The organism is Rhodohalobacter sp. 8-1 (assembly GCF_038150125.1).
In the GTDB taxonomy this organism is placed as follows: domain Bacteria; phylum Bacteroidota; class Rhodothermia; order Balneolales; family Balneolaceae; genus SW132.
In genome coordinates, this window is sequence record NZ_JBBVMF010000014.1 from 71,122 (window position 1) to 94,016 (window position 22,895).

At 45.1% G+C, this 22,895-nt stretch carries 15 protein-coding genes; 1 reads left to right on the forward strand and 14 read right to left on the reverse strand.

The features are described from left to right. Nucleotides 1-37 precede the first annotated feature (37 nt). The 7 genes from AABW11_RS13625 to leuS form a co-directional block, all read right to left on the reverse strand. Nucleotides 38-3,505: an FG-GAP-like repeat-containing protein gene (locus tag AABW11_RS13625; RefSeq protein WP_340105669.1), complete on the reverse strand. Its 3,468-nt coding sequence runs from the start codon at nucleotides 3,503-3,505 to the stop codon at nucleotides 38-40. Between the two features lie 603 nt (nucleotides 3,506-4,108). Then, on the reverse strand, nucleotides 4,109-4,690 hold the full coding sequence (locus AABW11_RS13630; RefSeq protein ID WP_340105670.1) for a gluconate 2-dehydrogenase subunit 3 family protein: 582 nt from the start codon (nucleotides 4,688-4,690) through the stop codon (nucleotides 4,109-4,111). Next, nucleotides 4,690-6,387: a GMC family oxidoreductase gene (locus AABW11_RS13635; protein WP_340105671.1), complete on the reverse strand. Its 1,698-nt coding sequence runs from the start codon at nucleotides 6,385-6,387 to the stop codon at nucleotides 4,690-4,692. The genes AABW11_RS13630 and AABW11_RS13635 overlap by 1 nt, the downstream gene beginning before the upstream one ends. A gap of 282 nt (nucleotides 6,388-6,669) precedes the next feature. Next, the gene (locus AABW11_RS13640; protein ID WP_340105672.1) at nucleotides 6,670-7,422 is read right to left on the reverse strand and encodes a 3-keto-disaccharide hydrolase; all 753 of its coding nucleotides are present in this window, start codon (nucleotides 7,420-7,422) and stop codon (nucleotides 6,670-6,672) included. Nucleotides 7,423-7,501: 79 nt separating this feature from the next. Continuing rightward, nucleotides 7,502-7,936: a hypothetical protein gene (locus tag AABW11_RS13645; protein ID WP_340105673.1), complete on the reverse strand. Its 435-nt coding sequence runs from the start codon at nucleotides 7,934-7,936 to the stop codon at nucleotides 7,502-7,504. Nucleotides 7,937-8,160: 224 nt separating this feature from the next. Next, the gene (locus AABW11_RS13650) at nucleotides 8,161-8,325 is read right to left on the reverse strand and encodes a hypothetical protein (protein ID WP_340105674.1); all 165 of its coding nucleotides are present in this window, start codon (nucleotides 8,323-8,325) and stop codon (nucleotides 8,161-8,163) included. A gap of 29 nt (nucleotides 8,326-8,354) precedes the next feature. Further along, complete coding sequence (leuS, locus tag AABW11_RS13655; protein WP_340105675.1) at nucleotides 8,355-10,943, reverse strand: leucine--tRNA ligase; 2,589 nt, start codon at nucleotides 10,941-10,943, stop codon at nucleotides 8,355-8,357. 107 nt (nucleotides 10,944-11,050) lie between these two features. On the opposite strand from leuS, the gene AABW11_RS13660 reads away from it, so the two are divergent. Then, nucleotides 11,051-11,455 (forward strand): hypothetical protein, encoded by a 405-nt coding sequence (locus tag AABW11_RS13660; protein ID WP_340105676.1) that lies wholly within the window; start codon nucleotides 11,051-11,053, stop codon nucleotides 11,453-11,455. A 35-nt stretch (nucleotides 11,456-11,490) separates the two neighbouring features. Here the strand turns inward: AABW11_RS13660 and AABW11_RS13665 are convergent, their stop codons facing one another. From AABW11_RS13665 to AABW11_RS13695, 7 genes are all read right to left on the reverse strand, one after another. After that, a complete protein-coding gene (locus AABW11_RS13665; RefSeq protein ID WP_340105677.1) occupies nucleotides 11,491-12,351 on the reverse strand; it encodes a carbon-nitrogen hydrolase in 861 nt (286 codons plus the stop codon). A 113-nt stretch (nucleotides 12,352-12,464) separates the two neighbouring features. Next, nucleotides 12,465-14,915 (reverse strand): phosphodiester glycosidase family protein, encoded by a 2,451-nt coding sequence (locus AABW11_RS13670; RefSeq protein WP_340105678.1) that lies wholly within the window; start codon nucleotides 14,913-14,915, stop codon nucleotides 12,465-12,467. Nucleotides 14,916-15,075: 160 nt separating this feature from the next. Continuing rightward, nucleotides 15,076-17,049 carry a family 10 glycosylhydrolase gene (locus tag AABW11_RS13675; RefSeq protein WP_340105679.1) on the reverse strand — a complete coding sequence of 658 codons (1,974 nt, stop codon included), beginning with the start codon at nucleotides 17,047-17,049 and terminating at the stop codon, nucleotides 15,076-15,078. A gap of 78 nt (nucleotides 17,050-17,127) precedes the next feature. Continuing rightward, nucleotides 17,128-18,432, reverse strand: coding sequence for a T9SS type A sorting domain-containing protein (locus tag AABW11_RS13680; protein WP_340105680.1), 1,305 nt, complete (start codon nucleotides 18,430-18,432; stop codon nucleotides 17,128-17,130). Between the two features lie 74 nt (nucleotides 18,433-18,506). After that, complete coding sequence (locus tag AABW11_RS13685; RefSeq protein ID WP_340105681.1) at nucleotides 18,507-19,715, reverse strand: IPT/TIG domain-containing protein; 1,209 nt, start codon at nucleotides 19,713-19,715, stop codon at nucleotides 18,507-18,509. Nucleotides 19,716-19,758: 43 nt separating this feature from the next. Then, nucleotides 19,759-20,772 (reverse strand): PorV/PorQ family protein, encoded by a 1,014-nt coding sequence (locus AABW11_RS13690; RefSeq protein WP_340105682.1) that lies wholly within the window; start codon nucleotides 20,770-20,772, stop codon nucleotides 19,759-19,761. 17 nt (nucleotides 20,773-20,789) lie between these two features. Continuing rightward, nucleotides 20,790-22,880: a hypothetical protein gene (locus AABW11_RS13695; protein WP_340105683.1), complete on the reverse strand. Its 2,091-nt coding sequence runs from the start codon at nucleotides 22,878-22,880 to the stop codon at nucleotides 20,790-20,792. Between the last annotated feature and the right edge of the window lie 15 nt (nucleotides 22,881-22,895).

Here is a 22,895-nt window from a genome sequence, read left to right on the forward strand (position 1 = left end):
CTAACCCTGAAAAATACTAATTGAAATTAGCTTCCATTTATTCACGATCAAATAGTAACGCAGTTCTAAAGGGGTCCGGAGTTACAAACCGCGTATGGAAATTAACCCAGTCGCCTTTATGGCGTTTATAAACGGGGTCTTCGGTTAAATTACGGTTGGTTCCATATTCATAATCTGTCTGGCCGTGAAACGGCAATGGTGTAACGGTTTTAGATGCCTCTGTGTTGTAATCCCCGTCTTTTACCCATCCGTCCGACACAAACACGAAGCTTCTCGTGTAGCCGGGAGCCGGCTCTCCGGGGTACTCAAATTCAAGCTGCATTTCGTCGCCCGCATTCATAATCACATACCGGTCATCTATTTCACCAAGAAGTTCACTCACATCACCAAACCGTGTGTGATATCCCATCAGGTCACGCCATCGCTGGTGTGATGATGAAATTTCATCGTAGACAGGAAGCATGGGAGACACTGAATCTTCTCTCACCCATTCCGAATATCCCCTGTATCTCAAATCCATTTTTTTGGAGACGAGTTCTGTCTCCGTGATCTGATCTGAGGAAATTGCTATGGCCCACCGTATGGAGTCCCAATATATTTCTGAGGTGGTGTGAAGCCGGACTTTTCGGTCATCTGCATTGGTAAATGCCCCATCCAGATCAAGCAATATTGATTTCGTTTTACCTGCAGGTACGCCATAATTTTCGTGAAGCATATCCCATCCGCCACTTCCGTCGGATACTTCAACCCGGAGTCCTGAAGGACCTTGTCGGTCACCCTGGCTGATGGCAAGGTTAATCGAGCTATCTGTAGGCCGCAGCCATCCTGATGCAACCAGATACAGCGATTCGTTTGCCGGTATGTCATCACCCAACTCGATCTCAATGAAATGATCCTTCACAATTCCCTGGTAGCTGGTTTTTTCAAACGGCATCATGTAGGATCCATCGGTAGCCGAGACCGTTTCTGTCCAGTCAAAACCGTTTTGATCTGTAACTTTGGTGACAGGCTCAGGCTTTGTCATAGCTTTGGTTGACAGGTCCGGGGCGGGAAAGACAAACCGCTCATCAACAAAAATATCACTATCTGTGGGATGATCAACGGCCACCAGGCTTACATGATCAAAAAAGTGTGTCTCCCAAAGTTCCGCGGTAATTCTAACATCATAGAGGCCGTCTTTCGGCTGAAGCAAATCGCCAGGAATCCTTACGCGATCCAGCGTTTGAATGACGCCGGCCGTCTCCTGAGCGTTAATTCGCAGGCCAAGCGGTGACCGCCAGAGAATATCGGTGATGAACTCCATGCCCTCACCGCTATCGGTGAAGAGCCATGGGCAGGATCCTTTCAGAATTTGCTCATTGAAAATAGTGGACCCCATCCCCAGCTCTGCAAATTCAGCCTGCACCGATCCGTTCGGCCAGATGATTCTTAGCATATCGGCCTCTTCAAATCCGCCAAGTCCAAAATGGACAATTGGCGAACTAATGAGCTGCTTTTGATAAAGAAGTCCTGTTCGTATCTCCATCTCCCCGCCAATACCGAACGAGTTGATGCGCTGATCGCCTTCCGGCCCCGATGCACGTGCACGAATAAATCGGGCATTGTAGTTCATGGTACCGGAATTCACTTTCTGAAAGATCTGTCCATCGGCATCAATTCCAATAAAATCAAGCCTTTCGTTACCGCTGAGGTCGAACACAGATGTAACTCCACCCGGTAAATCGAGGCCGTTAATACGGCTAAATTCAATATCGCTATTGCTCAGCCAAATGTCGGTTCCGGCAAGTGACGAGATGACAATATCCAAACTCCCGTTGTTATCAATATCCGCGGAATATATAGATGCCGGCTCTGCCGGTGTACCCGCCTGCTCCACGTTGATGAGCGGCATCAAATCCCAGTTATCTTTGTCCTGGTCGTACTCAAGCCGGCTTACAGACCCATCCTTGTTTAGCAGAAGGATATCGAACGTTCCGTTTGCATCAATATCAGATACCGTAAATGAGTTTACATTTCCGGTCCCCGGTAAATCTGCAAAAGATGTAAACATGCTCGATCTCTGATTACGGTAAAGTTCAGTATCTCCTTCACCTGTAAGAAACAGCGCGTCTGAGTCTCCGTCATCGTCCAGATCTGCCCATAGGAAATCAACGGCTTCAGTCATGTCATCAAAAAGATTAATCCGGGTAAAAGTGCCGTCCGAATTATTACGAAGTGCAAATGGCATGTCGTTTCGGGCTGCTAAAACAAGGTCAAGATCCCCGTCGAGATCTACATCTGCAGGCCAGACTCCGTGGTAACTCCCGTTTATGATGTTGGCTGACAGCCCAAGCGTTGACGTAATGTCTGTAAAGGATTGATCTTCTTCCTGGCGATAAAACATAAACCCTTCACTACCTGCAAAAGCGATGTCGTTTCTGAAGTTGTAGTTAAAATCAATTTCAGCCATAACATTAGGGGAAATCCTATCCGAATCAGCTGAAACAGGCATTGGTAGCCGAACCTCTTCATCGAGTACAAGGTTGTTATTTTCCATATAGAGAGGGAATGGCGGCCGATCTTCAAGAAGCGTGGCAGACTTCATGAAGCGGGACCGCTCCGGAAGATTGTTTTCTTGAAAGTCAGAATATGTAATCCCGGGATCGGGTTCGGCGGCTCTGAACCGGGGTTGTGGCAGAACAATAAACCGGTCTATCAGAAAGCCGACCTGGTTCGGTTCAAGCTGAATATTCCGGAGGTCTGCCTGAAATGCCGGCGTAGGCTCTACGGCGTTTCTAAGAAATGTAAGCTCAAAATTGAGATCGGAAAACTCCTCCTCTTCAGCCGCCGACTCTATAACCTCAAACAGTTCTCTTGCCTCTTCAGGCCATCGGTCGCTGTTACCGGCCATCGCCTGAACAGCTTCTCGCAACAGCCTTGTGTTGCGTTCTTTTGCGGCGATACGGGCTGTTTCAAACTGAACCGCCTGATTTAGCGGAACTTCATTGAACAGATCTTCAATCCGGGTGAGGATCTCTTCCGCATTCGACACATCATCCTGGCGCTCAAGTTCATTAATCAGTGCAAACCGAATCCGGTTGTTATCGGGATCAGCCTCTAAAGCAGATCTCATATAATCTATTGCAGCATCAATATTACCCTGCCTGCTTTCAAAAATACCTGACAAAAAGAGAATGCTACTGTTTTGCGGAGCCCGGTTTCTCGCCTGTTCAAACCGCTCGTCGGCAAGTTCGTAGTTTCCCTGCCGCATTGCCATTACGCCAAGATTAGCCCAGGCGGCCGGCTCCTGTGGAAAAGCCGTTGCTACATCATTCATTTTGTTAAATGCGAACCGGGCTTCTTCGGTCTGGCTGGCGGCAAGGCTGACGTAAAAGTCCGATACCGCTGTCCGATAGGCTTCATCATCTGTACTTACAGTATCATCTCCCCCGCAGCTAATCAGAAAAAGTAAACCACTTACGGTGGCAATCAACAGGCTTGGTATTCTCATGGCAAACATCTTCATCAACAGGATAAATCTTTAAAATCTTATATAATTATTATATAAATATACATTCCGTTTTGTGGTCATCCACAGGTATAACCAGCTATTGTGAATGTACCAACAAATCTTGTGAACAGACACCAAAAACTGCGTTTTTCTGATCAATAAGAGAGTCTTTTTGAAAAGTACATTCTAAATTCATGGGACGTACTTAATTGTCGCAATTAAGCACATATTATTTGCAGATGCTGTCTCAATCATGCCGGAAAAAAGTGCTCTGAATTTGCTAATGTACACTATACGTGCTGAGCAGATTCCAGGAATTAATGTTTCTTTCCAACGCGGTACTATTTAGATTTAGCCCCACGCTACTGTTAACTATAAAATTATTGGTGCCACCTGCAATTGCTGATGTAGCTGGATTTATCAAGCGGCGGGAAGGTCACCACATTCAGATAAACCGTTGCCAGCGGAACTGCAAACTCATGGGTTTGCCATTGAAGACCGCCTGCTTTAGGATTCCGATAACAGTGGGAGATAAAACTAACCACTATCGATGATCACCCCTTCCAACAATATGAAACTGATGCAAAGTAAAATGCGACTGCCTTAAAATATTACCTATCAGCTTGTTGCCCATGTTTTCCCCACGTCCTCGTAGGGAATACATCCTTCGTAAGCACCTGGAACCTTTTCGTATCTAAGTACTTCAGTTGCTCCCGCTTCAGATGTGAAATAACCAAGAAGCGTGAGTTCCTTGAACGTAAGAATAAAAGGATTTCTGGCGGGATCTTCTTCAACCGCCAAAAGATTTTGATGATATGTAAAGTCATATTTTTCAGTGTCATCGCCGTCGAAAAATTCAGCCTGAATGTCAGCCCTGTAGTCGTCGGCAAATTTATCCAGACCCTCGAGAAATTCTCGCTGTTGAACCTCAGAGTACACCTCATCAACCATTGTTTCTATAAATTGCGGGACACCCACCTCACTGGCGGCAGGTGAGTCATCGGCCGGCAGAATAACATCTGCCAGAGCCGTTACGAGACGTGCCTGGTCATTTGAGAATAGTGTTGGGGTCCAGTCACCCGGTGTTGCTGTGCAACCGTTCAGTACACCCAGAATATTGGGAGCAAACACAACTCCTCCAAGCAGAAGGCCTGCACGTTTTATCGCTTCTTTTCTGTCAATTTTGTTATCTGTACTCATTACAATTCACCTTTTTTAAGTTGTTCTGCTGCGTAATTGGCTGCCCTTGCTGACAATGCCATGTAGGTCAATGACGGGTTCTGGCAGGCCGCTGAGGTCATACAAGAACCGTCAGTGACAAAAACATTTGGCACAGAATGAATCTGGTTCCATCCATTGAGAAGAGATGTATTTGGATCGCGACCCATTCTTGCCGTTCCCATCTCATGGATACCTAATCCCGGGGCACCGGGATCATCGAATGTTGTTACATTCTTTAATCCAACGGCCTCGAACATTTCGGCTGCGTCATTCTTCATGTCCTCACGCATTTTGAACTCATTCTCTTTAAACTCCACGTCGAAGACAACAACCGGTTGTCCCCATTTGTCAGTTTCGTCGTAATTCAGCCACATTCTGTTGCTGTGGTCAGGGAGCATTTCGCCAAAAGCAGTCATACCCATGGTCCATTTACCCGGAGCCGATACGAGATTTTTCAGTTCAGACCCGATGGCCAGTTCACGTACGCCTCGTTCCCAGCCTTCCCGGCTTGCTCCGCCCTGGTATCCAAACCCTCGAATGTAATTACGATCATTGCCATTGAGATTTCTATAACGCGGAATGTAAAAGCCTGATGGACGACGCCCCCAATAATACTGATCTTCCTTTCCCTCGTAAACCCCATTGGCACCTACACGAAAATGGTGATCCATCATGTTGTGCCCCAGCTCGCCGGAATCGTTACCCAGCCCGTTCGGGAACCGATCAGATTTTGAATTTAGCATGATAGCAGTTGATCCCACGGTAGATGCATTCAGAAAAATTACTTTTGCGTAATACTCGTACATCTCACCGGTTTGCGTATCAACTACCTGAACCCCGGATGCTCTGCCCGTTTCCTCATCATAAATAACTTCATTTACGATTGAATGCGGCCTTAGCGTCATATTTCCGGTTGCAGCGGCTGCAGGGAGCGTTGCCGCATTACTGCTAAAATATCCACCGTATGGACATCCTCGGCTGCAAAGGTTTCGATACATGCATTTTCCACGTCCGTTATGAGGTTGCGTAAGATTCGCATTCCGGCCTATCGTCAATACACGGCCAAAATCATCAGCCATCGTCTTTTTGAGTTCTTCCTCGACACAGTTCAATTTCATGGGCGGCAAAAATTCGCTGTCAGGCAGCTGCGGAAGTCCGAGCGCTTCGCCACTGATTCCGGCAAATTTCTCGACATGCGAATACCACGGAGCGATATCTTCATATCTGATGGGCCAATCAATGGCAATTCCTTCTTTTGCATTCGCTTCAAAATCCATTTGGGACAGCCTGTAGCTTTGTCTGCCCCACATGATCGATCGCCCGCCTACGTGATACCCACGTATCCAGTCAAAGCGCTTCCGTTCTTCGTATGGCTGATCAGTATCTTTAATCCACCAGTGCTTCGTTGACTCGCGAATTGTATAGCCGGTGCGCATCTGCTTTTGGTAGTGCTTTCTTTCTTCCGCAGGAATTTGATTTGCCCGTGGCAGTTCCCATGGATCGAGAGTTGCCGTGGGATAATCCTCAACATGCTTTACATCGCGCCCGCGCTCTAAAACAAGGGTCTTCAGGCCATTTTCAGTGAGTTCCTTGGCTGACCAGCCGCCACTAATTCCAGTCCCTACAACAATCGCGTCGTAGGTATTTGCTTCTTGGGCTTTGATATTCAAATTCATAAGTAGTGTATCTTTAATTATGGGATTTACAATGGCATGACTTAATCATGCTCAAAATCGTATAGTGTCATGTTAATTCTCATTTGCCGGATAAAGACCTGACAGCATTCCCGGTGCCGGGTGTTTTTCTGGTCCCGATCCCTCGGGGCTTTTCCGTCCCGAACCCCCGGGATGTCAGCGTCAAAACCAACGCTGTCAGATCCCCCAGAGGGATCCCTTGGGGCAGTGGGTGCTGACAGGTTGTTTACGACATTTCAAATTCGACATAACACTAGTATACTTTTAGAGTTCTCGAATTTTAATATTTCTGAATTTCACTTCATCGCCATGGTCCTGCAAGCCGATATGTCCGTTTCGAATGGCTCCGAATTCGGGGTAGCAATTGAATTTACTGTTGTGAAGCATATCGAACCATTCCTGATTCCATCGCTCAAACTCAACAACTTTTTCACCGTTCTGCCAGTGTTCAATAACCGGGCCGTTGGAAACGATCCGTACACTATTCCACTCACCGAATGGATTTGTGTTTTGGGGCTGGGCGGGAATCAAATCATACAGTGATGCCGATTTTCTGTTGCCGTTTACACCCTGCGATGCATCGGGGTGATTTACATTGTCGAGAATCTGGAATTCAGGGCCCGACCAGTAAATGGCACGATCCTGTTCCAAAACATGGTAAAAAATACCGCTGTTTCCGCCTTCAGATATCATCCAGTCGAGGGTCAGTTCAAAGTCTGAGTACGTTTCTTTTGTGATGATATCCAAGCCGGATAATCCGCTTTCAGGTGCACGAAAAACAAGAGCATAATCTTCAATTATCCACCCTTCTTCAGGAAAGTCATCCATCCCGTATCCGCGCCAGTGTTCTGTTGATTCTCCATCAAACAGAAGTTGCCAGCCATCGTTTATTTCTTGTTGCGAAAGAGAATTCATGGTATCAGATTCATTGGTTGCAGAAACGTCGCCGGAACAGCTCCAGAAAAGGGTAGCCATTGCAGCAATTATTGTGAATGAGTAGTAGAATGTATGTTTCATAATAAAAGTAATGTACGTTAATCGTTTAAAAATCTACAATCGTTTATGCCTGCCTGCATTTCAAAATCTACCACTGTTATCATGCAATCTCCATCGTTTGAGGATTCCGGTTTACTATTTTGTTTTCTCGGTAACTAATATTGGTGAGAAGCGCAGAACCGCATCCACGCAGGCCAAATGTACCATTTTGTGTAAGAGGTGTGCCATTGCGAATTGCATCAAAGAAGAAACCAAAATGGTCGTACAGGTCAAAGGCGGCCACCATTTCAACACCATCATGCTGAAGAGCGGTATTGAGATCTCCCTGCCCCATCAAGCCGGCACCGATAAGAGCAATATTGATGTTATCATTGGCACTTTTAGACGCCGCAGGAAATTCTTTTTGGGCAAGCCGCTTAACATGTCGGGGATTGGATTTTTCAAGAAAAAGTACGCCGGTCATAGCTGCAGACGCAACTCCCTTTTTTTTAAGAAATGAGCACCTGTTTAAATCATTCTTCCGGTTAGTACCCATTTTACGAAAATTTAGATTTGGTATATTACTGTAAGCCCTTCCATAACATATTATTTCGTGCATCAAAATACACGTTTATTGCGCCGAGCATGCAAAAAAGCAGGATGAAAGAGCGCTTCACCAATAAAACAGAATATTCTCTGATTCACAACATAAAGGAGAAGAAAGTTTGATAAATTAGCAATACAATGTAGCTGATCATTTGAGAATTATTCCATACGCGACTACCGCAACCAGGAGGAGATAACAAGTGCTGCAGTCAGAAGAATGACAATAACAGCATGAAAGCGATAGTCTTTCAGCAATGGCGTATCCGGTTCTTCCGGTCGGATATCCTTTGCTTTAAAGATGATATCGTCGATCTGATCAGGATCTGGTTTTTCACCCATCAGGCTTATCCTTTCCGTCTTTTCATAAATTAGCCGGGCTTAATAACAAAATTAATAATCCGTTCCGGTACAAATATCTCTTTGATGATCGTAGATCCATCCAGGTATTTTTGGATATTCTCCTGCTTTTTTGCCTCAGCTATAACAAATTCCTTGTCTTTTGCCTTATCAGCCGAAACTTCAATATTGGCCCGAACCTTTCCATTCACCTGTACCGGATACGAAATGGAATCTTCAATCAGATACTCTTCATTGAGCTCCGGCCAAGCTTCGTATGCAATCGTTTGATCGCTTCCCAGATACGACCATAGCTCTTCCGCTACATGGGGAGCAAACGGTGACAGTAGTTTTACAAACGGTTTCGCAATCGATAAAGGCAACGCATCCCACTGACGCGCTTCATTTACGAAGATCATCAAAGCTGAGATAGCGGTATTGAACCGCATATTCTCAATATCATCCGTTACTTTTTTGATCGCTTCATGCAGTACTTTCAGTTGCTCAGGCGCCACCTTGGCATCTTTATCTAACAGAGCCGCCTCATCCTGATCACCCACAATCATTCGCCAGGCACGGCTAAGGAATCGATTCACCCCTTCAACCCCTTTTGTGCTCCAGGGTTTCACCTGCTCAAGAGGTCCCATAAACATTTCGTATAGACGAAGTGAGTCCGCGCCGTACTGTTCCACGACATCATCGGGGTTAATGACATTTCCACGCGATTTAGACATTTTATGCGCGCGTGATTCTACCTGGAATTCTGTTCCTTTCAGGTAAAAGTTCTCGCCTCTTTTTTCGACATCACTTTGAGATACCTTTACCCGCTCCACATCATCGAGTTCTTCAGCTTTTTCGGCTGACACGTGTGCTCCATTGTGCTTAAAAGCTACGTATTCCATTTCGCCCAGAATCATCCCCTGGTGCACAAGTTTTTGGAACGGCTCCTTGGTCGACACAAGACCGCAATCATACAGAACCTTATGCCAGAACCGCGCATAAAGCAGGTGAAGCACTGAGTGCTCTGATCCGCCGACGTACAAATCGACCGGCATCCAGTATTTTTCCTCACCTTTTTCAACCGGCCCGCCATTAAATTCAGGGCTGATATAGCGCAGATAATACCAGCAAGATCCCGCCCACTGAGGCATGGTGTTTGTTTCGCGGAGCGCGTCTTTACCTGTTTCGGGGTCAGTCGTTTTTACCCAGCTTTCGGCCTTGGCAAGCGGCGGTTCCCCTGTCTTTGTGGGCTGATAATCGTCGATCTCAGGAAGCACAACCGGCAGTTCGCTTTCAGGAAGCGGTTTAGGCTCGCCATCAACATGAATCACCGGGAATGGCTCACCCCAGTAGCGCTGTCGTGAAAAAAGCCAGTCACGCAGTTTATAGTTCACACTTTTTGTTCCGGCTCCATTTGCCTCAAGCCATTTGATCATTTTTTCTTTAGCCTCTGTGATGTCGAGGCCATTCAGGAAATCACTGTTAATCGCTTTGCCTTCTCCCACATACGCTTCGCCATCGAAATCCTCCGGCGGCTGCACGGTACGTATGATCGGCAGATCAAACGTTTTGGCAAATTCCCAGTCCCGCTGATCCTGTCCCGGCACCGCCATGATTGCACCTGTCCCATAATGAGCCAGCACGTAATCAGCCACCCAAATCGGGATCTCCTTACCATTGACCGGGTTGATGGCATAAGCGCCTGTAAACACTCCTGTTTTCTTTTTTGACTCTTCCTGCCGCTCGAGATCGGACTTCAGGCCGGCTTTTTGTACATACTCCTCAACATCTTTTCGCTGGTCGCTCACCGTTATGTCCCGGACCAGGTGATGTTCCGGGGCAAGCACCATGTAGGTGGCACCAAAAAGCGTATCGGGACGAGTCGTAAACGCCTTGATTGTTTCATCGTGGTCAGCTACCGGAAACTCAATTTCAGCCCCGATTGACCGCCCGATCCAGTTCCGCTGCATCTCTTTGGTTGATTCCGGCCATTCAAGATCATCCAATCCCTCGAGTAGTTTTTCCGCATATTCGGTGATTTTAAGCACCCACTGTCGCATCGGTTTTCGGATCACGGGAAAACCGCCAACTTCACTTTTTCCGTCAATCACCTCTTCGTTGGCCAATACAGTACCGAGTTCAGGACACCAGTTCACCGGGGCTTCTTCTTCATAAGCCAGCCCTTTATCGTACAGCTTAAGGAAAATCCATTGCGTCCACTTATAGTAGTCAGGATCGGTGGTGTTCACTTCACGATCCCAGTCGTATGAGAATCCCAGCATTTGAAGCTGTTCTCTGAATCGATTGATATTTTTTTCAGTGGTTGTTCGCGGGTGTGTCCCTGTTTTTACAGCATATTGCTCAGCCGGCAATCCAAATGCATCCCATCCGATCGGATGAAGCACATTGAATCCGTTCATACGCTTGTAACGTGCAAGTATATCGGTGGCCGTATATCCCTCCGGGTGACCTACATGCAGTCCAGACCCGCTTGGATAGGGAAACATATCAAGCACATAATACTTTGGCTTGCCCTCGTCTTTACGGGTTTTAAACGTTTTATTCTTTAGCCAGTAAGATTGCCACTTTGGTTCAATTGCAGATGGATCGTATGAACTCATGCGTATTTCAGATAATTAAAAATGTGCTATTAAAATTTCAGATGGTAAAGATAAGGAAAATATCAGCACGAGAAAGGTTGATTGAAGGTCACCCTCGTCTGACGACTTTGGGAAAGATAAACCCAAAGATTTTAGGTGTTCAGTCGTCTGACGAGTTCCCTGGTTCCGCCCCCATCAACCCGACAGCCGAAAACTACAATCGGCAGTCGAGGCATCCCCCTCGCCTGACGACTTTAGGAAAGATCAACCTAAGGATTTTAAGTGTTCAGTCGTCTGACGAGTTCCCTGCAACAGCCCCCACCAACCTAAGGATTTTAAGTGTTCAGTCGTCTGACGAGTTCCAGGTTCCGCCCATCAACTCGACAGTCGAAAGAAACAATCGACAGTCGAGGGATCCCGCTCGTCTGACGACTTTAGGAAAGATAAAACCAAGGCCCCACAACTCTCAGTCGTCTGACGAGTTCCAGGTTCCGACCCCATCAACTCGACAGTCGAAAGAAGCCACAAAGTGATCCCTGCGGTGCAATCGACAGTCGAGGGGTTCGACCTACCCCATCCTCTTTGTAATACCATCATAGCTATCGACCCGCCTGTCCCGAAAAAACGGCCAGGTCTGACGTTGTGGCTCAAGAACTGACAGATCAATCTCTGCTGAAACAATTCCCTCCTCTTCTCCCGCTTCAGTTATAATCTCTCCAAATGGGCCGGCTACAAAAGATCCGCCCCAGAACCGAGCTGCTTCTTCACTCCCTACTCTGTTTACACTGGCAACATAACATCCATTGGCAATGGCATGGCTCCGCTGAATTGTTTTCCAGGCATCGGTAAACTGCTCTTTTTCCGCATCTCTCTCCTCATGAAGTGTACCAATGGCCGTAGGATAAACAATAAGGTCGGCACCTTTTAGCGCGGTAAGCCGGGCCGCTTCAGGAAACCATTGATCCCAGCAGATCAGCGTTCCGATTTTACAATATGCCGTTTCAAAAACACGATATCCCAGGTCTCCGGGCGTAAAATAGTATTTCTCATGAAAGCCGGGATCTTCCGGAATATGCATCTTCCTGTATTTGCCGAGCAGACTGCCATCTGCATCAATTACCGCCAATGAATTGAAATAAAGTCCGGGAGCGGCCTTCTCAAAGATTGGGACTAACAGCACAACGGAGAGCTCTGCGGCCAGTTTGCTTAGTTTATTAGTTGTAGGGCCGGGTATCGATTCAGCAAGAGAGAAGTTTTGCTGGTCTACCGAACTGCAAAAGTATTTGGTATTAAAAAGTTCTTGCAGGCAAATGATCTGTGCTCCATCAGATGCAGCCGTTCGGATGTGTGTCGTTACTTCCTGAACAGTTTTTTCGGGACTGGATTTGTATGAATGCTGTATTAAGGAGAGACGGATAGGCTTGCTCATATATGAATAGTTGAATTCAATGGTATTGAGAATTCAATATAAGATATTTGAATATTCCTTCAGTGAAACTAATGCAAATAAGTTAAACTGACGAAGTCAATAACAAAAGAAATCTACTTGATGAGCATTAAACTCTTTGTGATTGTTGCTGTTTCGGTTTGAAGCCGATAGAGATACGCACCGCTTGCAAGATGAGATGCATTGAAGGTCACCTGATGATTGCCGGAAGAACGAGTCTCATCAACCAGCAAAGCTACACGCCGTCCGATCAAATCAAAAACTTCAAGCTTCACGTTCATTCTCTCCGGTATCGAAAACTGGATATCCGTAGTGGGATTAAACGGATTGGGATAGTTTTGTTTCAGTGTTACAGATTCAGGCAATTCTCTATTCACCGGATCTTCTGTAGAAACACCAGTTTCTGAATAGACAACACCTGCCTCATGAAAACGAAAGTAACCATCCATGGCTTCACCGCTGCTATTTAACGGTAGCTGCAAAACAAAAGCCTCAATGGAAAACGGAAAATAGTATGATGCACCGGGTGTTATCCTGTTCGCCCAGAAATCATCAAAAATAAACTCCATTACCTCCGGTTCTGTATGATTTGCCAGCCGCTGAGGTCCCATTCTATAACGCCCGCCCTCGGGATTTTCTATATCAACAAATAAAATGTAATCTTTTCCGTCACCGGAGTTTTCAATATTCAAAGACTCTGGCACCCCTTCAGTTGATAATGATCCACTTAAATGAATTTCAGCACGGTCATCTTGTGAAGGAAGCGAATACTGTACTTCCAATCCGCCATTGTCCATTTGTATAACAGAAACGTTTTCTAATGGAAGATTTTCTGTAGATAATTGCCAAAAATCTGAATCGGAAAAATTAGTGAGATTATTGTACCCCTCCAATTGCTTAACGTCTACCCAAACAGTATCGGCCGTGCCGCCAATAGCCCCAATCACCCCTACAGAGCCCGGGGAAGATGGAATAAACATGCCTTCATCATTTATGCTTCCAACATTTTCATCAGTGAGTGACCAGCTAATTCGTTTCCGGTCCACATCCTGTGAAAGGCCATCCACATCTTTTACTGAAAAAGATGCGCTAAAACTCATGGTTGTATCGATGGTAGAGCGTTCAGGGCTCAGATCCAGCTCACCAACACCCAATACTTCAATTCTTGTAGAATCAATAAATTCATTATACTCCGCATAAACATATCCTTCAGCAGGTTCAAACACTGCAGAAAATTTCCCCATATTAGAGATAGTACCGATCGATTCATCTACCGTAAACCGAACATCGGACGTATCAACTAATTCTCTTCTGTAGAACTCGTCGTATTGATAAACACTTATATCTATATCCTCTCCCAAAAATATACTCTTTGTTCCCGGTCTGGTCTGAATTCCCTGTATGCTGCCTACTCCGGGATCAGGTATCGTTACAAACAATGCATTTGCCACAGCACGTTGTCTGCCGCCGTCTGAGGGAATGTTCACAACTTCATCCTGAATAACCATCGCTGAAGATCCGCCGCCATCAAGATTGATTGCATGATCCACACCAATCATAACTAAAAATTCACCAAGCTCACTAAGCTTCATACCAACACTATGATCCTGGCGCCCGTCAACAACTACAAAATACATTTCTGTGGAATCGGCTGAGAAACCAACGGCTGTTCTTGGATGTCTCTCTTCCCAGTTACTGTCAACAACCCCGTTTTTTATAAACTGTGTACTGCCTCCGATAGCTTCTATTACGGGCTGATCAAGCGGATTTAAATTTAACTGAACGGATAATGTATCATCAACCGATAGTGCTTCTAAAAAACCTGATGCCGTACCATGGCCCGATAAAATCATGCGGTGAGATCCTATCGCCATATCCCCCTGCTGAGATTCAACTGTTTCTACGACAGCCTTTGTCGCACGGTTTACCAGCGGATCTTCTATTAGCCTGACCCCCACTTCTGTACCAAACGTATTGGTCCCGGTTGAACTACCAAAATAGGAGTTATAAACGGTCAGGTGATTTTCGCCTCGAGATTCATTGATTCCATTCACATTATTTTCAATTCCATCAATACTAACCGATCCACTAAATGACGTAGTTTGAATAAACGGTTTAAATGACTCATCAAATGCAATTAACTCACGGGGATAAGGCCTCTTCAAGAGTGTTCCATCAATCACCTGGGCATTGACAGGAACGCCGCCAGATCCATAGAAATCTCCATTAACTCCCGCTACAACAAATACACTGTCGTTAGCAAGTGCGTCCATCATTTTGGAGGGAGCCTGCAATCCTGTAATCCGGTTATTAGCTTTTACCGTCCGAAACTCCATTGGCTGGGAATCAGTATCCATTCGAAGAACCTGGATTCGCCATGGCACTCGCCTGATTTCGTACTCGGTATGAAACATCCCGGGCGCAACCTGGGCGTCGTACAGGGTATCTACCTGCTCAGGCTGAATTTGTGCTTCTGCAACGAGAGAACTTACCAATAGAAATAATCCTGTAAAGAACGGGATGTAAATCTGTGCTAATCTTTTCATAGCTACGGATAATAGATTAATTAAATTGGGATAGGCTAATCATTACAGGATTAAATTTCCATGGAATCATTAAGACAACTTCTGGGAATTGATAAACCCTTAATAGTAACTGCGAAACAGAGGACAAAGTCATGTCCCGCAGTCATCAGAACATTTAAGGCTATTTTATAAGCGTCATTTTTCTTGACAGCGAACCTGTAGCCGTTTCCAACCGATAAAAATACATACCGCTTGGTAAATTGCTGGCATCAAATGTGGCAGTATGAGAGCCAGCACTCATCTGACGATTAATCAGAACAGCTACTTCACGTCCAACCATGTCATAAATCTTCAGACTCACATCACTGCTTTCAGGGAGTTGAAACGCAATGTTTGTGGATGGATTAAAAGGGTTAGGGTAATTTTGATCAAGTCGAAGATTTTGAACAATGGGTTCGTAATCACCCTCTGAAGACGTTACAACTCCAGTCGAAAGAACTTCTGTAGGTGTACTCTCATCACTATTTCGATTAAATGCTGTAACCGCATAATGATACGATGTCTCTGTATCGCCCGGCTGATCCACAAACTCTTCCATACCTGTGATCGCAATAAAGTTATCAGGGTCAGATACCAGGTCAGCTGAACTTGGAGCAGATGCACCTTCCGTACGATAAATTGCATACCGTACCAGCGTATCATTTTCAGCACTGTATTCAGGCTTCATCCAGCTAAGCACTATTTCTGAACTTTGTTCTTCTATTGGATTTTGCGAAACCTGTGCACTAACCGGCATTTCGGGAGCGGGGAGATCAATTTTATTAAACGCAGGTACTAATGCCCCGTTTTTATAAAGATCGGTTCGTAATGTATCCCTGATGCCCCTTGAATTATAAACAGTCAGATTTCGGCTTCGAAACATTACATTGCCTTCTGCATTAATATCACGGGTATAACGGATTTGATTGGGTACTTCTGACGCTGAGTATAAACTGCCGCTAAACGTGCTTCTATCGCTTTTATACAACCCGATTCCTGCATAAAATTGCACCTTATCCCCTGTTTGATCATTCCACCAATCAGACAGCAAATCGAAGTTTTGACAGCAGCCAAACTCCCAATAAAGCTGTGGCACAATATAATCAACAGATTCATCCTCAATCCACGCGAGGGCATCCGCATACAGAGTCGTTCTTGCACTCAACCCGCTGGTACCGGGAGGGGTACTGCTCTGCCAGATTCCAAATGGGCTCACACCAAATTTCACATACGGCTTTACAGATTTAACTGTATCCTGAACTTCTTGCATGAGGAGATTAATATTATTTCGTCTCCAGTCACTCTTATTTGTAAACCCTCTTGGATGGGCTGCAAAGGTACTATCGTCTTTCTCGTTATAAGAAGACTGCGCCGTCATATGATTCGGAGGGTAGGGATAAAAATAATCGTCAAAATGGATACCATCCACGTCGTAATTGTTCACAATCTCACCGGCAATATTTTTTACATGCTGAATAACCTCGGGCTGACCGGGATCGAGAAACACATAGTTATTAATCGTAATTGTCCATTCCCGGTGAGCATAAAAAACATGGCTTGAGTCTCTGTCAAATATAGGGTCGTTCTTACCCTGAATATCGCTGTCGTATTTCCCTTCAATAACCGATAGCATGGCAGGATCAACAGTTGATTCTCCCGCAACTTCTTTGGCTGTTGTGAGCTGCCTTACCGCACGATATGGATTCAGCCACGCATGAAGTTCGAGTCCTCGCTTGTGCGCTTCTTCCACGGCAAAAGCAAGTGGATCATAATACGGTTCAGGAGCTACACCTTCTTCTCCGGTCAGATAATAAGACCATGGAGCGTATTCCGAGTCGTAGAGGGCATCTCCTTCGGTTCGTATCTGAAGATATACGGCATTGAAGCCTGATTTTTGCAGCGAGTCGAAAATTGCAAGCATCTGAAGCTTCTGATTTTCTGTTGTTGCAAATTTACTTATCGGCCAGTCTAAATTTATAACGGAGGCAATCCAGGCGCCTCTGTATTCCTGTTTGGCCTTCTGGTCATCAGCATTTTGAGCCGTTGCCATACCTGAACTGAAAAGACTGATGATCAAAAGAAGCGACAGGCATCGTAGTGGTTTGAGCAAATTCATAAACAATAAATAGGTAAGGATTAAATAAAGGGGCTGCCTTTCGGACAGCCCCGATTTTCGTTAAACACAAGGTTGTGTCTATTTAACAAGCGTCATTTTACGAGTAATCTGAACGCCGCTGCTGTTCAGCCGGTAGAAATAGATTCCGGATGACAGGCTGCTCGCATCAAATGTGTAAGAATGCGACCCTGCGTTAAGCTGACGTCCGCTTAGGATACTTGCAACTTCACGCCCTGAAATATCATACACTTTCAGCGTCGTTGCCCCGCCCTGACCCAGCGTAAACTCGATTGTTGTCGAAGGGTTAAACGGGTTCGGATAGTTTTGATCCAGCGTATATCCTTCAGGCTGCTCGCGAGGTGCATCTACGCTCGTAGCCATCCCTGTGAAATACTGTACGGCAGGAAATCCAGGACCTGAATTTCTAAATGCACCGATATAAATCGCAGAACCGTCGTTGTTGAATTCAACTGCACGGGGAACCTGGTCTGAAGGAAGATATTCCGGGTCAGGACCAAATGGGTCCTCCCCGTGAAAGTCCCACTCGACGCTGTCTTCACGGGCCCATGTTTCTGAGTTGTAACCATACCAAACGTTGGGTGTGTAGTTTGCAAGTACATCTTCGGCGGGACGGAGATAGTTCGCCGCACTTACCCAAATTTGTCCATTGCTGGGATGGCGTACAATTGATTCTATATCGCTGTTCTGCAGTACGGAATCAGGATCGGTCGGATACGGCACAAGATCATTTGCCCGGCTGTAGACGTACATGGTGTTTGCAGTAAAACGCGGAACATAAATTGTGTTCCCATCTTCTGATACTTCCATTGTTCTGCCAATAGCGGGTACACCCTCAACCACAACTTCACGGGTTGACAATGTGGGATCATACTTGATAATATCACCCCCTACAACTCCCGCAATGTAAACATTTCCAGCCCCATCTGTGGCGGGTGCTGTAAGCGAACTGCCTGTTTCGGGCAGTACAATTGAAATAGCTTCGCCGTTTGTGTGATCGAGCAGAATTAGAGTAGATCCATCGGCGTAAAGTATATCCCCGTTCGGACCGGTTCTCATTCCTCGTCCCTGGACAAAAATATGTGACGTTTCCCCTACAGTTGCCTGCTGTACCGGCGACCACTCAACTTCTGTTCCATCGGGGTTGAAGACCCGAACGTCTACAACATTTTGCGTGGAATCGCTTCGCAGAAAACCGGTTGCGTAGAAGTCGTGTACCCAGATTTTACCCTCGGCGTCTACTGCAATCCCGTGGTTTCCACCAAGGGTATCTCCTTCGGGAAAATTCCCCTCAGGATTCCATTGTGCATTTGCCAAAATCGGCATCAATGCAATTGTTAGTAATAATAGTAGTGCTTTTTTCATAGGTGTACTCCTTTTATTTGTTTGTTGTTGTGATGGTTGACTACAAATAGTTATTAATGACTAAAAATTTCACCCTATTCTATACCGTAATAGGGGGCTCCCTGTCGACGAACATCAATCTTAAGAGCGAACCGGGTATCCTCATCAAATTTCGTTGCACTCGCCACAAGAAAATTATCATGCCAGGCGAATGCGTAAGCTGTCGGTTCTATAAGTCCGGGGTAAAATTCCTGCAATCCTGCACCTTCACTCCAGGTATAAATGCCGGTTCCTGTATCTGCTCCGATAAAAAGCGTACCACTGGAATCAAATGTCAGCGTAAACAAAGTAAAATCGACTGCAGCCACCTCAGTGAGATTCAGAAGTTGTTGAGGATTATTAGCCTCCCCATCGCTTACATCCATTGTCCAGATTTCGAGAGATCCGGCCTCACTTCCGTCATCAAATCTTCCACCCATGTATAATTTTCCATCATAGTATCTTACAGCCCGCAAGTCAGCTGCAAAGGGAAACCGTTCAATGGCTCCTGTAGTAATATTGATTCTAAAAATATTATCATTGTCACCCACAGCCCACAAGTTATCATCCGGATCAAAGTCAATATCTCGAAATGCCTCTCCATTGGCACCTATAGCAAATGGATTAGTGTCTATTGTTCTTTGGTCTGTTTCTCTGTAAATGGCTCGGTTGTTTCTGGTTGCGTAGATCAAGTCGTCTGGTCCGACTTTTAAAGAAATCCAATCTACGCGGGATGTAATGTACTGTTCAACACTATTGTTTTCTGTATTCCAACGTCGGACTCCCCTTGGTATTCCATCGCCATCCTGGTAAGAATAGTAGATATTTCCTGAAATGTCTGTAGCTATGCCAAGAACATTTTCTTCACCAATAGATCCGGGAGCAGGTATTACGGCCGGATCAAGTTGATATTCAATCGTATTTGAGAAGTTTAGTGCTTTTCTGACAGCCATACGTACAGGTACGTTTTCTCCTGTAACGACAGCAGGCCGTACTCGAATTTCAGTCTGACTTGCACTATTTACAGTTCCGATTTCACCATTGAAATATATTCGGTTCTCTTCTTCAACATCTGAAAAATTTTCACCCGTTATAATAACTTCATCAACTCCGCCCAGCCAACCGCCTTCCGGTTCTATGTTTGATATAATCGGGTCCGGACGTTCTGGTTCATAATTTGGATCGTAAAGACTTGAGGACTCGCCGTTGCATCCAATCATGGACACCATACCTAAGACTATTACAATCAAGAAGGATTGTTTCATAACATCAAATTTCAAATGCTCTAATTTCATTTCGTGATTCGTTTTAAAACCCAAATTTGACCCCTATTCTTTGCACATTATCAAAGATCCCAAAAGCCGTATATGAGTAGTCAATTTGTAATGAACTATCACCTATTGGCTGGGTGATTCCGGCTCCAAATGAAACGTTCGATTCATCAGCCGGAAAAACATATCCACCTCTGAGTGAGAATCTATTCATAAATTTATACTCACCACCAATCATCAGCTGTTCGTAATAATCTCTCGGACGGTTTGCATCTACAGCTACGTTGAATTGATGCATATTGTCATCAATCTCCGTAAGGTCAAACAGATTCATTGACAGGCCTATCCTGAATGTAAGTGGCAATTCTGTTTCTTCTCTGTCAAACGTTACGTCAGTGGCAAAATTTCTTACAGACATAGCGAATTTCAAACTCTCGAAACCCACCTTATAGAGTAACCCGAAATCGTAGGCAAGTGTATTAGAATCAAAATTTCTTCTCGTAAGCCCCCCTTCTCCGCTTCCAAAACCAACGACTGCATTTGCCAAATCCAACGAGACGTATTTTACACTGGCACCGATCATAAATTCACTCGATAGTGGAAAAGCATAAGATATTCCAACAGAATAGGATGATGGAGAATACGTACCCAGGTCTTGATACCCACTCTCACTTCCATCGGGAATTGTTTCTTGAAAATCTCCATAATCAACCGACGAAAGATGCGCACCTACAATACCATATCTGCCATCCGACGGTCTATAGGCAATAGCTGCAGAGTTATAGGTAATGTCTGCAATCCATTCCAGGTAACCTGCAGTTACACTTACCTTTTCTTCCATTTGTGCCATTGAGGAAGGATTATAAAACATTGCAGTGGCCCCCAACTGAAAAGCAGTATGAGCATCGGCCATACTTGCAGCACGAGCATCCAATGGAGTACTTAAAAATTTCATCGTAGTTTGAGCACGTTTCTCCTGTGCCAAAGAGCTAAATGAGCTAATCAGAGTGAATAGTAAGGCGGATAAAACTACCAGTATCTTTTTTATCACAGTTTCAATTCTTTAGATTAAAATATTACAGCCATTTTCCTTGTCGTAGTTTCCCCGGTTTCGAGGTCCTCGAACACTACGATATATATTCCACTTACTATCCTTTGCCGCGAATCATTTCTTAAATCCCACTCCTCATCACCACTCCCATCGAGGTGTTCAATCGTTCGGATAAGTTCACCCAGCTCTGTATAAATACGGATTTTAGCTTTGCCGGGAACTTCAAAAAACTGTACCCGTTCCAAATTTTGAATATCGTACCTAAGTTCTGCAGCGGAAGTGGATACGTAAGGATTGGGTACTATACGTATTTCACTCAGGGCTTCTCCGGGAGGTCGTTGTAAACTTGCCGGATCAAACGTTTGAGTGTAATACCGGCTGCTTCTAAGAGGTTTTTCAGGTGTAAGTGCAGAACCATCATTATTATTTGCATTACCAACGGCAGTAATATAATAGTAATAATTTCTACCCCGGATAGGAGGGCCTGCAGGCTCAGGTGTTTCATCGGTATCCGCAAACGTTCTTTCACTGGGACCGGCCTCATGAACCAGTGTATAGGTACTATCTACTTGAGATTGTGCACGATAAATTTCAAATCCACTGATGTTAGCATCTTCACCCGATGGGTAAGTCCAGTCAAGAAAAATGCCATCTCCTCCTGAATTTACGTTAAAGGTAGCTGGCGGCGGAGGAGGTGCAGGTGCAGAAAAGCCGTTTTCAAAATTCGCTATTGCCCTATCAAATGTCTGAAAAAGAGAATCCCGGCCCTGAAAGACGATCTGATTTTTCTCGGCTGCAGTAATTTCTCCATCTTTGAATAATACTCCGGTTTCATTTGCGAGCTCTCGGCTAATTCCTGACACTGCTTCTGCCACGACAATCCTAACAGATTCTCCTGGTGCAAGAGTATAAGGACCATATCCATTTGCAGCTGAAAATCCACCTGACGTACCCAGGGATGGATCACCGGAAGGTTCTATAAAACCGGGAAGGCCAGATGATTCCACTTTAAAAGCATGACGCGCAGTTCGCCCTACTGTCATCCGCTCGTATTCCTGCTGCATCACTACATTGTTAAATGAATCATTCTGAAAGTTTAAATTATCGTCAGAATGAATTTCATCCATTGTTGAAGGTTGCCCGGGGTCATCGGTGGCATCGGTAGGTGATGTATCTGCGTGCAAAGTAACTCGTCCTAAAAAGTGGTAAGCTGCCAACCGTCCTGTTGTATCGGCTTCCGTCAGATAACCTCGTGCGGTGTTGGGCTCCCAAATGGGGCCTCCAATGTTATCATACTCCACCAGTCTATCAGGATAAAATCCATGCCATGCATAATGAGCCCTAAAGTCTTCTTCTTCTTCCGGGCGTAAACCATCTCCTCTACGATCGACCATTGTGTTAATTCCCCAGCCGGTAGCATTGCCCATTACAAATCGTGTTGCCCTAACGGGTGCCCATCGATTTTGAAAATAAAAAACAACATCCTCGAGTGTTTGGTTGGGTAGTTCAATTTCGTCATCACCATTCACATTACCGGTGTTCGTAAATACAAACTCAATAACATGATAATTGTCGTGAAATTCTTGACTAAACTGCATGATCGTGCGTTCAACAGTGATTCCCAGTAATGTATTAGACTTTGTATAATACATTCTGTCTGAAGGAAGAGACGGATCAACTTCGTCTATCTCAACAAAATTCTGAACTGACTGAAGATCATCTACAAATACAAAGGTTTCATCGTATTTGGAGTACATAACATCTTCGATCGGAAAAAATACACTTTGACCATTCACACGAGGACCAAGATGGGCTACTCTAAAGGGGAATGAATTTCCATTCGCATCAGTAACATTTCTTGCTCCGATCCAAAGGCCTTTGGCTGCCTGTGCATCCTGGCTTTGATATATTGCAGGCCAGCGGAGACCCGATTGCTGTTCATCAATAAACCCTTGCTCAATTTCTGTTCCTCCATTTGAATAGAAGTTGTGCAGAGAACCTACATCCATCCATCTGTATGAATACTGAGCTTGTGTCGGAAGGGCCCAGACGGCTGATAATATTCCAATCAGTATTATTATTTTTCTAATTCTTAAGCTTAAAATCATATTCAAATATTCGAC